Annotated in this window: 8 protein-coding genes; 3 read left to right on the top strand and 5 right to left on the bottom strand. The window is 61.4% G+C overall.

Annotated features, from left to right (window positions below; all coding sequences use genetic code 11):
- Nucleotides 1-92 precede the first annotated feature (92 nt).
- Nucleotides 93-1,289, bottom strand: coding sequence for an acyltransferase family protein (locus J7E24_RS03210; protein WP_251046993.1), 1,197 nt, complete (start codon nt 1,287-1,289; stop codon nt 93-95).
- 278 nt (nt 1,290-1,567) lie between these two features.
- On the opposite strand from J7E24_RS03210, the gene J7E24_RS03205 reads away from it, so the two are divergent.
- The 3 genes from J7E24_RS03205 to J7E24_RS03195 all read left to right on the top strand — a co-directional run bounded on the left by J7E24_RS03205 (nt 1,568) and on the right by J7E24_RS03195 (nt 7,910).
- Nucleotides 1,568-4,717, top strand: coding sequence for a SusC/RagA family TonB-linked outer membrane protein (locus J7E24_RS03205; protein ID WP_215135061.1), 3,150 nt, complete (start codon nt 1,568-1,570; stop codon nt 4,715-4,717).
- Between the two features lie 109 nt (nt 4,718-4,826).
- Complete coding sequence (locus tag J7E24_RS03200; RefSeq protein ID WP_215135059.1) at nt 4,827-6,416, top strand: SusD/RagB family nutrient-binding outer membrane lipoprotein; 1,590 nt, start codon at nt 4,827-4,829, stop codon at nt 6,414-6,416.
- A 213-nt stretch (nt 6,417-6,629) separates the two neighbouring features.
- The gene (locus J7E24_RS03195; RefSeq protein ID WP_215135057.1) at nt 6,630-7,910 is read left to right on the top strand and encodes a hypothetical protein; all 1,281 of its coding nucleotides are present in this window, start codon (nt 6,630-6,632) and stop codon (nt 7,908-7,910) included.
- Nucleotides 7,911-8,119: 209 nt separating this feature from the next.
- Here the strand turns inward: J7E24_RS03195 and J7E24_RS03190 are convergent, their stop codons facing one another.
- From J7E24_RS03190 to carB, 4 genes are all read right to left on the bottom strand, one after another.
- Complete coding sequence (locus J7E24_RS03190; RefSeq protein ID WP_215135055.1) at nt 8,120-9,916, bottom strand: glycoside hydrolase family 10 protein; 1,797 nt, start codon at nt 9,914-9,916, stop codon at nt 8,120-8,122.
- A 144-nt stretch (nt 9,917-10,060) separates the two neighbouring features.
- On the bottom strand, nt 10,061-10,360 hold the full coding sequence (locus J7E24_RS03185) for a hypothetical protein (protein ID WP_215135053.1): 300 nt from the start codon (nt 10,358-10,360) through the stop codon (nt 10,061-10,063).
- 116 nt (nt 10,361-10,476) lie between these two features.
- The gene (locus J7E24_RS03180; RefSeq protein ID WP_215135051.1) at nt 10,477-11,421 is read right to left on the bottom strand and encodes an acetylornithine carbamoyltransferase; all 945 of its coding nucleotides are present in this window, start codon (nt 11,419-11,421) and stop codon (nt 10,477-10,479) included.
- A gap of 581 nt (nt 11,422-12,002) precedes the next feature.
- Nucleotides 12,003-14,569: carbamoyl-phosphate synthase (glutamine-hydrolyzing) large subunit (carB, locus tag J7E24_RS03175; protein WP_215135049.1), on the bottom strand; the 2,567-nt coding region annotated here is incomplete at its 5' end.

The following is a 14,569-nucleotide window of genomic DNA, read 5'->3' as shown; positions in this document are numbered from 1 at the left end:
TGCTGACGACGCTGAGCCTGCTACCCCGGGCGGCGCAGGTATTGTCGTTCAACGCCGAGACGCAAGGGTGCGTCTCAGCGTTGCCCAGTTAACTACACCTTGATAATAACGCCCTTTCGGTACATCAGCCACAGCACTCCAAACCAGATGAGCACGCACACCAGCGCCCCAGCCAACGAGGCATTAACGGGGCTGAAATAAGGCGTGAAGAATGTGTTGTAGAGCCAGCTTTTGAGCGACACGTTGGCGGCCGTAACCTTGATAGCGCCCAGCGTTTTGGCTACAATGCCCGATAGGAAGAACACAGTAATGGCATTCACACCATACACCTGCCCGAAGCGCGTCCACCAGCCGCGGCGGCCCTGGGCGTCGCAGAGCCAGTAGAGCAAGGCCAGCGCGGCCGTAGCCAGGCCGCCGGTATACAGCACGTAGGAGCTCGTCCAGAGGCTTTTGTTGATGGGAAACCACTCATTCCAGATAAGGCCGGCCACGATGAGGCCGGCGGCGGCCACGAACAGTTGGGCCACCCGCACAGCCGGCTCCAGCTCGCGGCGGCGTAGGTACTGGCCCGTCAGTATCCCGAGCAGGCCGGTGGCAATGGCCGGCAGCGTGCCCAGCAGGCCTTCGGGGTCCCAGGTGCGGCTTTGCTTCCAGAGATGCGCCTCGGTAAACACCACCCTATCGAGCCAGGCGCCGAGGTTGGTTTCGGGCTCCAGGTTAGCTGGCCCGAAACCGGGCACCGGCACCAGCTGCAGCAACACATTGTAGCCTACCAGCAACAGCACCAGCAGCCCGATTTGCTGGCGGCGGCTGGTTTTCAGAAACAGAATACCGCAGGCCAGAAACACCCACGAAATGCGGGCCAGTACGCCGGGAATCCGTACGGTACCGAACTCGAACTTCGGGTAGAGCGCCATCAAAAGCCCCAACCCAAACAGCAACGCCGCCCGCCGGAGCACCCGCAGCATAGCAGCGCCGTGGGTGGCCGGCTGCTGCCGCGCCGCACCCAGCGCGTAGCTGATGCTGACGCCCACGATGAACAGGAAAAACGGGAAAATCAGGTCGGTGGGCGTGCAGCCGTGCCATTTGGCGTGCTCCAGCGGAGCGTAGATGTGGCCCCAGTCGCCGGGGTTGTTCACCAGAATCATGGCTGCCACCGTGAGGCCCCGGAACACGTCGAGGCTGATGAGGCGGGCCGGCTGTGAGGCCTGGCTTACGCTTTCCTTCGGTTCGGCCAGCGGCTGCGCGTCGGTAGTTTCGAGGGCAGCCTGGGTGGTAGCAGTAGTCATGGTGAAGCAGAGAAAAGCGGGTAGCCGGCCGTGGTTGGCACCGGGCGCGGTGCGCTGTAACCGGCCATCCGGCCAGCCGCTGGGCACTCGGCCGGACAATATACTTTGACTAAACCTAGTCCTTTTTCAACTTTATGAGCATCTTAGTACCCTTACATGCCGCTCGAACCGCTTTATTTGGGTCCTTTGGGCGCACTTCCAACCACCTGATTCCAGCCCCGCGCCGACAGCTTTAGCCCCTAGCAACGCTATCTTCCCACCACTCTTCTCCCTGCATCATGCAAAAACTCTACTGGCTGGCCCCTGTGTTGGGGGCCGCGCTGGCCCTGCCACCCCAGGCAGTTTGGGCCCAGACAACGGCGCAGCGTACCGTAACGGGCGTTGTAACGGCCGCCCTCGACCGCTCGCCACTGCCCGGCGTAACTGTAATTGTGAAGGGCACGAGCATTGGCGCCACCACCGACTCGGAAGGGCGGTTCTCGGTAGCGGCCCCGGTAGGCAGCACGCTCTCGTTCAGCTTTATCGGGTACACCACCCAGGAGCGGGCCGTGGATGCCGCCGACGGGCCCATCAGCATTGCGCTGAAAGAAAATACCACGGCCCTCAGCGACGTGGTGATTACCGGCTACAATATTGCCCAGGAACGGCGCGACATTGTAACGGCGGTGCAGGAGGTGAAGGCCAAGGACATTATCGACTCGCGCCAGACCAACATCGTGAATGCGCTGCAGGGCAAGGTGGCGGGCGTCAACATCACCTCATCGGGCGGTTCGCCAGGCGAGGGCTCGGCCATCGTCATCCGGGGCGGCACCTCGCTCGACGGCGACAACCAGCCCCTGTTCATTATCGACGGGATGATTATGGACAACTCGTCGTTTCAGGAAAGCACGGCACCCGGCGGGGGCTCGCAGTTCAACGGACTGCTGGGCCGCTCGGTGGGTACGCCCAACCGCGCCGGCGACCTTAATCCCGAAGATATTGCCAGCATGACGGTGCTGAAAGGCCCGGCCGCCGCGGCCCTCTACGGCCTGAGGGCTGCCAATGGGGCCGTGGTTATCACCACCAAAAAGGGCACCGCCGGCCGCACCACCATCAACTACCGCACACAATTTTCGGTGGATGAGGTGAACCGGTTACCCAAAACGCAGGACCAGTACCAGCAGGGCTCGAATGGCGTATTCGACGCCACCACCCGCAACTCGTGGGGGCCACGTTTCGCGCCGGGCCAGGCGCAGTTCGATAACCTGCCCAACTTTTTCGATAAGGGCTATGCCTTCCAGAACTTCCTGAACATGTCGGGCGGCACCGAGAAGGCCACGTTTTTTGTGTCGGCCTCGCGGCTCGACCAGAGCGGCGTAACGCCCGAAAACAAGTACGACAAAACCACGGTGCGCCTTTCGGGCACGGCCCAGCTTTCGCCCAAGTTTAACGTAACGGGCTCGGCCCAGTATCTGAACTCGGGCGGGCGGCGCACGCTGCAGGGCCCGGGGCTGTTTGGCTCGCAGGGCGGCTTTCTGCTGAGTTTGCTGAACTGGCCTCAGAACGATGACGCCCGCATTTACCTCAACGCCGATGGTACCCGCCGCCGCCTGCTGCCGCCCAACAACGGCACCGACGTCGACGCGGACAACCCCTACTGGTCGGCCATTTTCAACCCTCAGACCGACCGCACCAACCGCTTTCTGGGCAACACCCAGCTCAGCTTCAAGGTACTGCCCTTCCTGACGGTAAGCCACAACATTGGCACCGACCTGGCCAGCACGCACTCGACTTCGGTGCGGGCGGTGGGCACCTCGCAGGTGGGCAACCAGAACGGCGGCATTGCCGAAACCGTGGACCTGAACCGGCTGATTACGGCCACCACCCTGGCCTCGTTCCAGCACACGTTCAGCGAAAACCTGCGCGGCTCGCTGATTCTGGGCAATACCATTGAGCAGAGCCGCTCCGAGGCCGTGGACTACATAGGCCTGGTTTTCCAGAATCCAACCTTCGTGAGCATCAACAACACGGTAAACCGCAACGCCCTGCAGCGGGTGAGCACGCGCCGGCTGGTGGGCAACTTCGCCCAACTGAGCGCCACGCTCTTCGACCAGGTGATTGTGGAGCTGCAGGGCCGCTACGACAAGTCGTCGACGCTGCCGCGGCCCGATGAGGGCAAGATATTCGGCAAGGGCTTTGGCTACGGCTCGGCCGCGCTGGGCTACGAGTTTACCCGCACACTGGGCCTGGAGCAGAACAGCATCCTCAACTACGGCAAGCTGCGGGCCTCGGTGGCCCAGGTAGGCCGCGACACGGGCCCCTACCGGGTACTGTCGCCACTCACAAGCAACACCTACATCGGGGGCGGCTTCCGCAACGACTTCTTCGGCTCCAACCCGCTGCTCAAGCCCGAGCAAACTCGCTCCTACGAGGCCGGCGTTAACCTGCAGTTCTTCCAGAACCGGCTGGGCTTCGATTTCAACTACTACTTCTCGCGCACCAAAGACCAGCTGATTGCCCCGCGCGTCAGCCAGGCCACGGGCTTCATTCTGCAGTATATCAACGGCGGGGTGGTAACCAACGAAGGCCAGGAAATAACGCTCAGCGGCACGCCCGTTCGTTCGGCGTCGGGCTTTAGCTGGGACATTCTGGCCAACTTCTACCACAACACCAACCGCACCGAGTCGCTGCCGTCGCCGCTGACGGTGGTGTTTCAGTCGGATGCCTTTATTACCAACGTGCACCAAGGCGGCGCTTTTGTGGGCCGGCCCATTACGGGCATTGCCGCCTACGATTTCCAGCGCGTCACGAACCCGGAGAGTCCCGACTTCGGCAAGATGCTCATCAACCCCACCACCGGCTATCCTATTCCGGGCAACACGTTCACCTACGTTGGCAACCGGGCCCCGCGCTTCACCACGCAGCTTACCAACACGGTCAGCTACAAGGGCTTGGGCCTGAGCTTCCTGCTCGATTTCCGGGTGGGTGGCAAAGTAGTCAATGGCAACGACCTGTACAGTACCTCTACAGGCACCGGCCCGCGCACCACCGAACGCTATAAGGAGGTAGTGTTCGATGGCGTGGTGACCAATGCTGACGGCACCTACTCGCCCAACGCCCGTCCCGTCGAGCTGACCCAGGGCTACTACCAGAACATTCTGGGCGCGGTGGGTACGCCCTTCATCGAGGATGCTTCGTGGACGCGCCTGCGCTACGCCACGCTCAGCTACGCGCTGCCGGCCGCGCTACTGGAGCGCACCGGCGTTATCAAGGGCCTGGAGCTGAACGTAACCGGCCGCAACCTGGTTTTGCTGACCAAATACAGCGGAGCCGACCCTGAAACGGCGGCTTCCGGCTCGGGTGTGCGCGGCGGCGGCTCCAACGGCTTCGATTACGGCAACGTGCCCGCCACCCGTGGCGTGGACATGGGCCTGCGCGTTACATTTTAAGCTGGTAGCTTTTAGCTGTTAGCCATTAGCTTTTCTGTGGAAAAGCCCCCCCCGCCAGCAGCTGAAAGCTACCCGCCATCAGCTATTAGCTTTAAAATTGATTTAACCGATGAAAAAGTATCTTCTGTTTCTGGGGCTGCTTATGGGTGGAACCGGGGCTTTGAGCTCGTGCGAGAGTTTTCTCGACGTGAACGACAACCCCAACAACCCCTCCGAGGCCTCGCCCAACTTCCTGCTGCCCAACATCATCGCCAACGGCATTCAAACGCAGATGTTCACCAGCCTGCGTACGCCGTATATCGAGCAGTACATTGTGAGCCGCACCGTGAACAGCGGCGGCAACGACCAGTACCGTTTCACCAACGCCCAGAGCACCAACACGTTCAACTACTCCTACTTTCAATCGGGCGGCAACATTCCGCCCATGATACAGGCGGCGCAGGCCGAGGGCTCGGTGTACTACGTGGGCGCGGGCAAGATTATGCAGGCCTTGATTCTGGCCCACCTCACCGACATGATGGGCGACGTGCCTTACAGTGAAGCCTACCAGGGCGGGGCCAACTACAAGCCCAAGTACGACTCGCAGGAGCAGCTGTACGCGTCCATCAACCAGCTGCTCGACGAGGGTATTGTGGAGATGAGCAAGCCCGCCAGCGAAAACACGCGGGCCTTCTACAGCACCACACCCAGCGAGAGTGGCGACATTCTGTATAAAGGCGATCCGACCAAGTGGGTTAAGCTGGCTTACTCCCTCAAGGCCCGGCAGCTCAACCACCTCACCAAGAAAGCCAGCTACGACCCCAACGCCGTGCTGGCCCTGGTCGACAAGGGATTTGAGAACAGTGCCGACGATGCCCAGCTGCAGTTCCAGGCAGCCGTAGCGCCTCAGGTCAATACCACCAACATCTTCGGCACCACGCGCGCCAACTTCGGCACGGCCACGTTCTCGAACAACTTCCTCGACTATCTCGATGGCACTACGTTTCCGGGCGTAACCGACCCACGCTTCGGCATTATGGCGCCTACCACCAGCACCGGGGCGGCTCCCGGAGCCGGTACGCCCGCCGGCACCAACCTCACGCCGGGCAGCACGCTCACCGATTTCTACGCCAGCTGGTATGCCCGCGACCTGGGCTACTTCGAGGTGATTACCTACCACGAGCTCAAGTTTATCGAGGCTGAGGCCGCCTTTAAAGCGGGCAACAAAACCCGGGCCCTGACGGCGTACAAAGAGGGAATTCGGGCACACATGGCTAAAATCGGGGTGGGCGGCACCTCCGCCGCTCCAAATGTTACGTTCCCCGTCATCACGGCGGCCCAGATTACGGCCTACCTCAACAGCGCCGCCGTAGCCCAGACGCCCGAGCAGTTGGCCTCGCCCACCAACCCCGCCGTACCCCGCGCCATCATGGAGCAGAAGTACATTGCTATGTTCCTCAACCCCGAGTCGTGGACCGATATGCGCCGCTACGACTTCAGCTCCGACGTGTACGTGAACTTCCAGTACCCCACCGGCAATAGCGTCAACGCCGAACTATCGGGCAACCCCGACCCCAAGTTGCGCTTCCCGCGCCGCCTGCTGCCGGGTGCCACCGAAACCCTGTACAACCCCGAAGAAGTAGCCCGCCAGTTCGCCGAAGCCGGTGCCACCACCAACGACGACTACATCGGCAAGCCCCTGTGGTTCGACCGGCCTTAAGAAGCCATTTGGCATACTGAAACCACAAAGCATCTGGCGTGCTGACGTTGCCAAAGTAGCTGTCATGCTGAGCTTGCCGAAGCATCTCTACCGCTTCGTTGTAGCGTCGGCTACCACGCCTGGGTGTGTTACGGTAGGGCTGCTTCGGCAAGCTTAGCATGACGGGTGCCTTACCCGTTCTAACTCTCTTCTTTCGACTATTTCCCTTTTGATATGAACTCTACGCCTCTGTTTTCCCGCCCGGCCCGGCTGCTGCCGCTGGCGGCGGTGCTGCTGCTGAGCAGCTGCGAGAAGGAGCTGGATACGTACTATTCCGAAGTCGGGCCCCAGTTCCCCACCTTCTCCACCAACGCCCTGGGCACGGCCAGCAAATACGCGACCGGTGAGGTAGTGCCATTCGAGCTGCGCTTCGCTCCCCAAACCGACCCGATCAAGGAAATTCTGATTTACCAGAAAATAGAGCCCGGCCGCGACTCGACGCTGGTTACTACGATTCCGTACAAGTCGTCCTTCTCGCGCATCCGGCAGGCCGATACGCTGGTGGTAAACTACGTGGTGCCGGCCGGGGCCAACAAAGCCAACGTGAAGGTGGATGCCCTACTGGTAAGCACCAACGGCCAGATCAAGGGCCGTAACTTCAGCTTCCGGCTGGCCGAAGCCACGCCTACTATCAGCCTGAAAGCCCCGACCAACGTGACTCTGCCAGCCGGCGCCGCCCCTGCTCCTGGCGACGTGGTACGCTTTCCGGTACTCATCAACGAGGGCGGCATTAATACCGCCTCCTCGCTCACGGCTGCCGGCATTCTGTATAATAATCTCGACAGCCTGATTACCTACGTGAAGGTGGGCACGGCCGCCGAGCGGCGCTTTGCCCGCCAGCGCGTACCGGTAGCCGGCACCCAGAGCGGAGCCGCCACCACCGTGAACGTCGATGTTGCACTGCCGGCCGGCAGCGCGGGCCAGCCGGTGGTGTTCCGCTTCGAAGCCAAGAGCCGCTTCCTGAGTGTGCCACCAAGCACCCGCTCGGCTACGGCCACGGCGGCGGCCCTCACGCCCGTAGCCGCCACGCCGCTGGCCGCCGCCCGTACCGCCACGCTTAGCTACGCCGGCACCACCGGCGGCGACTTGGCCGCCTTCGACCTGACCACCTTCGCGCCCGTAGCCGCCGCCTCTCCCGTTGCCACCAAAGACGTAGCCATTACCAGCACGGCCAGCAATGCGGTACGCCTGCAGGCCCTCAACACCACGAAGTTCGTGCGCGTGGCTACCGGCGGCGCGGCGGCCTACACCAACGCCACGCTCAGCAGCATCCGCCAGACCTACCAGGCCACGGCCGCCGCCAGCCAGGTTGCCCAGCTCGATAATGTGCTCATCGGCGACGTCTATATCGCCCGCCTGCGTGGCCTCGATCAGTACGCCATCTTCACCGTCACCAGCCTCAACCGCACTTCTGCCACTGATGTAGCCGTTACGCTGGCCATAAAGGCGCTGTAGTTAGCTGTTCACCCAAAACAAAACTGCCCCGACTCGTCTGAGTCGGGGCAGTTTTGTTTTGGGTGAACTTATAGTATCGGGAGGGCGCTCAGAACTTCCACAGAAGACCGTAAGCTTGTAGCACGAAGCAAAAGCTTCGCGTATCGTCGAGCGTCATCATTCAGAAGTCAGCAACGACACGCAAAGCGGAAGCTTCGCGCTACATCCAGCTACCGTCGGCCGCCGAAGATGCGCTCGAAGAAGCCACCGCGCTTTTTGCTTTTGGTTTTCACTTTGACTTTAGTAGGAGCCGGAGTAGGCCGCGCAACGGGCGGGCGCGGGGCCGGCACAACGGGCGGGGCAGCCGGCTGGGGCACGGGCGGCGTTACAGGGGCCGGAACGGGTGCTGGTTCAGGCGCGGGCGCGGGCGGGGCCTGGGCTACAATTACTTCGGCGGCGCGGCCGGTGGTGCGCACCCACACGGGGCGGCTTTCGTTGTGCAGGCGGTCGAGGGCGGTTAGGTAGTAGGCGTAGGCCTGGCCGGGGCGGGCAGTGGTATCGGCGAAAACGAGGCCGGTGCCGGGGAGCGGGCGTACCAGGGCCAGCAGGTTGCGTGGGTCGTCGGGGCGGGGCGTTTGCTCGGGCGTGAAGCGGTAGAGGGCGTAATAGCTGGCCCGGTCGCCATCGGGGGCAGGCGGGGCGGGCTGCCAAGTGAGCACGTTGGCAGCGGTGCTGGCCGTGAGGGTGAGGCGCTGGGGTGGCAGCGGCGGCACGGCGTCAATCCAGGGCATGGTGGGCGGCAGGGCCGGGTAGCGGAACTCGTGCTGGCGCAACGAATCGGTGGTACGCAGCGGATTGGCCATAAGCGACTTCGAGCTGAAGAACACGCTGCCCTGCAGCTCGGAAGGGAACGTGCGGTTCAGGCGCACCTGCCGGGGCAGCTCGCGCGGGTTGCGCCACACGGTGTCGGCCTTGGTATTTTCGAGCATGCGGTAGGCGCCGTGGCCGATGTACACGTGGCGGCCGTTGGCGTTGCGGGCCCACCATTCCACCAGCGTGGGGTAGCGGGCAACGGCGAAGCCGGTGCTCCAGTACAGTTGGGGCAGTACGTAATCCACCCAGCCCTGGCGGGTCCATTCCAGCGCGTCGGCGTACAGGCCGTCGTAGCCCTCGAAGGCGCGGGTATCGGAGCCGTTGGGGTCGGTGCGCTGGTTGCGCCACACGCCGAAGGGCGAGATGCCGAACTTCACCCAGCGCTTGGTGCTCCGAATGGAGTCATGCAAGTCGCGGATGAGCAGGTTCACGTTCTGGCGGCGCCAGTCGGCCAGCTTTAGGTTATCAGGGTTGAAGCGGGCGAAGGCGTCCTGGTCCTCAATCACCTTCCGGGCCTCCGGGTAGGGGTAGAAGTAATCATCAAAATGCACCCCGTCGATGTCGTAGCGGCGCACCACGTCCATAATCACGCGGTTGATGTAGGCGCGCACTTCGGGCAGGCCGGGGTTGTAGAGCAGCTTGCCCGAAAACCGCAAAAACCACTCGGGGTGCTGCCGGAACGGGTGGTTGGGCGCGAGCCGGCGCGTGAGCGTGTCCATGGTAGCCCGGTAGGGGTTGAACCAGGCGTGGAACTCCATGCCGCGGTTGTGGGCCTCCTCAATCAGGAAAGGCAGCGGGTCGTAGTAGGGCGCGGGGGCCTTGCCCTGGGTGCCGGTCAGCCACTTGCTCCAGGGCTCCAGCTCGCTGGCGTAAAAGGCATCGGATGCGGGCCGCACCTGCACAAACACCGCGTTGATGCCCGTGCGCTGGTGGTCGTCCAGAATCCGGCGGTACTCGCGGCGCTGCTGCTCAGGGCTCAGGTTGCGGCTGCTGGGCCAATCGATATTCTCCACGGTGGCAATCCATACGCCTCGCAGCTCCCGCTTCGGCGGCACTCCGGCGTCCTGGGCCCACACCTCTCGGGGCAAACCGATAAGCAGGCAGGCAATCAATACTAAAAACGGGAAGCGGGCGGCGGCAGGCAATAGGAACATTGCCACAAATTTAGCCCTAAAAAGGCTAGGCCGAAACTGACCGATGCCCGAGTACCGGCGTTTTACGTCAGACAAAAAAAGCCTGACTGCCTATAAGGCAATCAGGCTTTCTCTGCCAGATGCGGTAGCCCGCGTGCTGTGCAGTTAGTCGTTGGCTTTCATTTTCTTCTTCGACTTCTTTTTCTTGTCTTTCACCTTTACGTCAGTCGGCATCGTAGTAGCCTCTGTCATAGGAGCTACGGTGGCATCCGACTTCGTTTCCACAGTAGTAGTGGTAGCTGGGGCGGTAGTAGTGGTCGAATTCATCGTGCCAGTAGCCGGGTCCGTCTGCGTGGTCGTGCTCTGCTGGGGAGTGGTGGTAGTCGTGGTGGTGTTAGTGGTTTGCGCGTTAGCAGCAGTAGCACCAAATACGAATACGGCGGCAAAAACAAATAGCTTTTTCATGGTCAGGAAGGAAAGAAACTAGGGTGAGAATTTCGGAGCAACCGGACGGTTATTTCGAATTTAGGGCTTCAACGCATTTCCTAGACCGCAGTTTTACTTTGCCTCAATTATATACTTTATTTAAGAAGCTCGTGTAGCACGGTTTGCATGGCGAAGGTGCGGTTGCCGGCTTCCTGAATGATAAGCGAGTTGGGCGAATCGAGCACGGCATCCGACACTTCCACGTTGCGGCGCACGGGCAGGCAATGCAGGAACTTGGCGTCGTTGGTGAGGGCTATGTGCTCGGGTGTGAGCATCCAGCTGGGGTCGGTGCTGAGTACCTGGCCGTAATCGTAGTAGCTGCTCCAATTCTTGGCCTGCACGTAGTCGGCGCCGGCCAGGGCCTTGTGCTGGTCGTATTCGATGCGGGCGCCGCGGGTGAAGCGCGGGTCCAGCTCGTAGCCCTCGGGGTGGGTGATAACCAAATCAACCCAGTCGATATCGGTGAACCAGTCGCAGAACGAGTTGGGTACGCACTGGGGCAGGGCGCGCACGTGCGGGGCCCAGGTGAGCACCACTTTCACGCGCTCCTGCTGCTTGGTTTCGGCCACCGTCAGCAGGTCGGTGAAGCTTTGCAGCGGGTGCAACGTGGCGCTTTCGAGGCTGATGACGGGTACCGTGGCGTAGTGCATAATCTTGTTGAAGAACACCTCGCCGTAGTCGGCCTCGCGGTCGGTGAGCGTGGGGAAGGTGCGCACGCCCAGCACGTCGCAGTACTGGCTCATCACGGCAATGGCCTCCTTGATGTGCTCCTGGGTCGAGCCGTCCATCACGGCCCCGTCGGCCGTTTCCAGCGTCCACGAGTCGGTGCCGGCGTTCAGCACCCACACCTGGGCCCCGAGGTTGTAGGCCGCCTTCACCGAGCTAAGCCGGGTGCGCAAACTGGGATTGAAGAAGATGAGCCCGACGGTTTTGTTGCGCCCGACGTGCTGGTAGCCGTACGGGTTGGCCTTGATTTCCAGGGCTTGCTGCAACAGGGCGTTATAGTCGCCCGCGTCGGCGAAGGAGGTAAAGTTTTTCATGAGTTATTGTAGCGCGAAATTGCATTTCGCAGTTCGTTGCAAGGTTTGAACTCCTAAATGGGTTTATGCCGGAGAATAAGTGTGTTATAGCGTCTGTAAAAATCGTAATCCTTAATAGAGTCTTCCTTTGAGTAAAGCTTAAGCGTGTCACCTACAATTCTGAAGGACTCTTTATGAAAGAACCCTTTCTTTTTGCTACGCGAGTCCAACACAAAGAAATTTCCTCGTCGCTGCCAAAGGCCTTTGTCCTTTGACACACCCTTGCTGTGATGATACCAGGAAGAATAGGTAAAGTCGAATCTGGCTGGATGGTGAGGGTAATTCCTGAATAACCCCAGCGGCCGCCTTTGTATACTAGAATCGGTGGTTCGGCCACAAGAACAGTTGCCAATAGAGTGGACCAGATAAATAGTTTCATATGAATTCCGAATGATAACTGTGTTATGAAAAAACCAGAACGTCATGCTGAGCTTGTCGAAGCATCTCTACCGCAATAGTATATGATTACTTCCACAACGAAACGGTAGAGATGCTTCGGCTTCGCTCAGCATGACGTTCTGTTTTCTTTCGTTCCGACGTCTCTACATCGCCTTGTACTCGTTCCAGCTTTTAATCTTCAGATCCTTCATTTCCAGCGTGCAGAAGGCCTTGATGAAGGCCTTGGCCAGCCGCGCATTCGTCAGCAGGCCCACGCCCGAATCCACGGCGGTGCGGCGGATGGTGTAGTCGTTGTCCAGCTCGCCCTTGCTCAGGTTTTTGGGGATATTGATGACCAGGTCGATTTTCTTCTCCTTCAGGTACGTCAGCACGTTGGGCTCCTGCAGCTCGTCGGGCCAGTAGAGCAGGGAGCTGGGCACGTGGTTTTCGGTGAAAAAGCGGTGGGTGCCCAGCGTGGCGTACACCTGGTAGCCCTTGCGCACCAACAGCTGGGTGACGGAAAGCAGCGCCACTTTCGACGTGATGGGGCCGCCGCTGATGAGCACCGACTTCTGCGGAATCTGGTAGCCCACGCTCAGCATGGCCTTCAGCAACGCCTCCTCGGCCGTGTCGCCCAGGCAGCCCACTTCGCCCGTGCTGACCATGTCCACGCGCAGCACCGGGTCGGCCCCGGGCAGGCGGGTGAAGGAGAACTGCGGGGCCTTCACGCCCACGAAGGGCAAATCGTACACCCGCTCGCTCTCGTCGCGGGCCACTTTCTTGCCCAGCAGCACCTGGGTGGCCTTTTGGATGAGGTTGTTGCCCGATATTTTCGACACGAAGGGGTAGCTGCGGGCGGCGCGCAGGTTGCACTCGATTACGCTGATAGCGCCGTTTTTCTCCAGAAACTGGATGTTGAACGGGCCGCTGATGGCGTAGCGCCGGGCCACCTGCTCGGCAATGCGTTTGAGCTTGCGGATGGTGCCCACGTACACGCGCTGGGGCGGGTAGTACATGGTCGCGTCGCCCGAGTGCACGCCGGCAAACTCGACGTGCTCACTGATGGCGTAGCTCACGATTTCGCCCTTGTCGGCCACCGCGTCGAGCTCAATTTCCTTGGCTTCCTGCATGAACTCGGACACGACCACCGGGTACTCGGCGCTTACTTCTTTGGCCGCTTTCAGGAATTCTTCCAGCTCGAAGGCGTTGGACACCACGTTCATGGCCGCGCCCGACAGCACGTAGCTCGGGCGGATGAGCACGGGGTAGCCCACTTCGTGCACGAACTGCTCCATGGCCTCGAGCGACGTGAGCTCCTTCCAGCGCGGCTGGGCAATGCCCAGCTCGTCCATGATGCGCGAGAACTTGTGGCGGTTCTCGGCCTCATCAATGTGGGCGGCCGTGGTGCCCAGAATAGGCGCCTGGGCTTCTTCGAGGCGCATGGCCAGGTTGTTGGGAATCTGGCCGCCGGTGCTCAGGATAACGCCGCCGGGCTGCTCGAAATCCAGCACGTCCATTACCCGCTCGAAGCTCAATTCCTCGAAGTAGAGCCGGTCGCTCACGTCGTAGTCGGTCGAGACGGTTTCGGGGTTGTAGTTGATGAGGATGGTTTTGTAGCCCTCCTCGGCCGCCGTCTGCACGGCCTGCACGCCGCACCAGTCAAACTCGACCGACGAGCCGATGCGGTACACGCCCGAGCCCAGCACCAGGATGGACTGCTCGGTTTCGGGCGCCAAATCGTGTTCGGTGCCGTGGTAGGTGAGGTAGAGGTAGTTGGTCCGGGCCGGAAACTCGGCCGCCAGCGTGTCAATCTGCTTCACCACGGGCAGCACGCCCAGGGCCTTGCGGCGGGCCCGCACGCGCAGCTCGTCCGCCTTCACATCCCCCTCGCCCAGCAGCAGCACGGCCAGCTGCTGGTCCGAGAAACCGGCTTTCTTCACCTCGCGCAGCAGCTTGGTTTCCAATCCATCGAGGCCGGTGGCGCGACCGGCGGCCAGCTGCCGGCCCAAGGAGAAAATGGTGAGCAGGCGCTGCAAAAACCAGTGGTCAATGCGCGTGAGCTCGTGCACCTGCTCCAGCGTGTAGCCGGCCTCAAAGGCGCTGTTTATGGCAAAGATGCGCTCCTCGTTGGGCGCGCTCAGCAGCTGGTCCAGGGCGGCGTTATCCAGCGCGTCCTCGGGGCGGTTGGCCACGAAGCCGCGCTTGCCGGTATCGAGCATGCGCAGGCCCTTCTGGATAGCTTCCTCGAACGTTTTGCCGATGGCCATCACCTCGCCCACGCTCTTCATGGCCGAGCCAATCTGGCGGTTGACGCCCGTGAACTTGCCCAAATCCCAGCGCGGCAGCTTCACCACCACGTAGTCCAGGGCCGGCTCAAAAAAGGCCGACGTCGTTTGCGTGACGCTGTTTTTGAGCTCTGAGAGCGAGTAGCCCAGACTCAGCTTGGCGGCCACGAAGGCCAGCGGATAGCCCGTGGCTTTCGAGGCCAGGGCCGAGGAGCGCGACAGGCGGGCGTTGACCTCAATCACGCGGTAGTCTTCCGAGGCGGGGTCCAGCGCGTACTGAATGTTGCACTCGCCCACGATGCCCAGGTGGCGGATGGTCTGGATGCCGATAGAGCGCAGCTTGTGGTACTCGCGGTTGCTCAGCGTCTGCGACGGGGCCACCACGATGCTCTCGCCCGTGTGGATGCCGATGGGGTCGAAGTTCTCCATGTTGCAGACCGTGATGC

This window comes from Hymenobacter sp. ISL-91, from assembly GCF_018613725.1.
Classification (GTDB): Bacteria; Bacteroidota; Bacteroidia; order Cytophagales; family Hymenobacteraceae; genus Hymenobacter.
The sequence above is the reverse complement of the archived record's forward strand: the minus strand, read 5'-3'. Positions and strand labels throughout refer to the sequence as shown.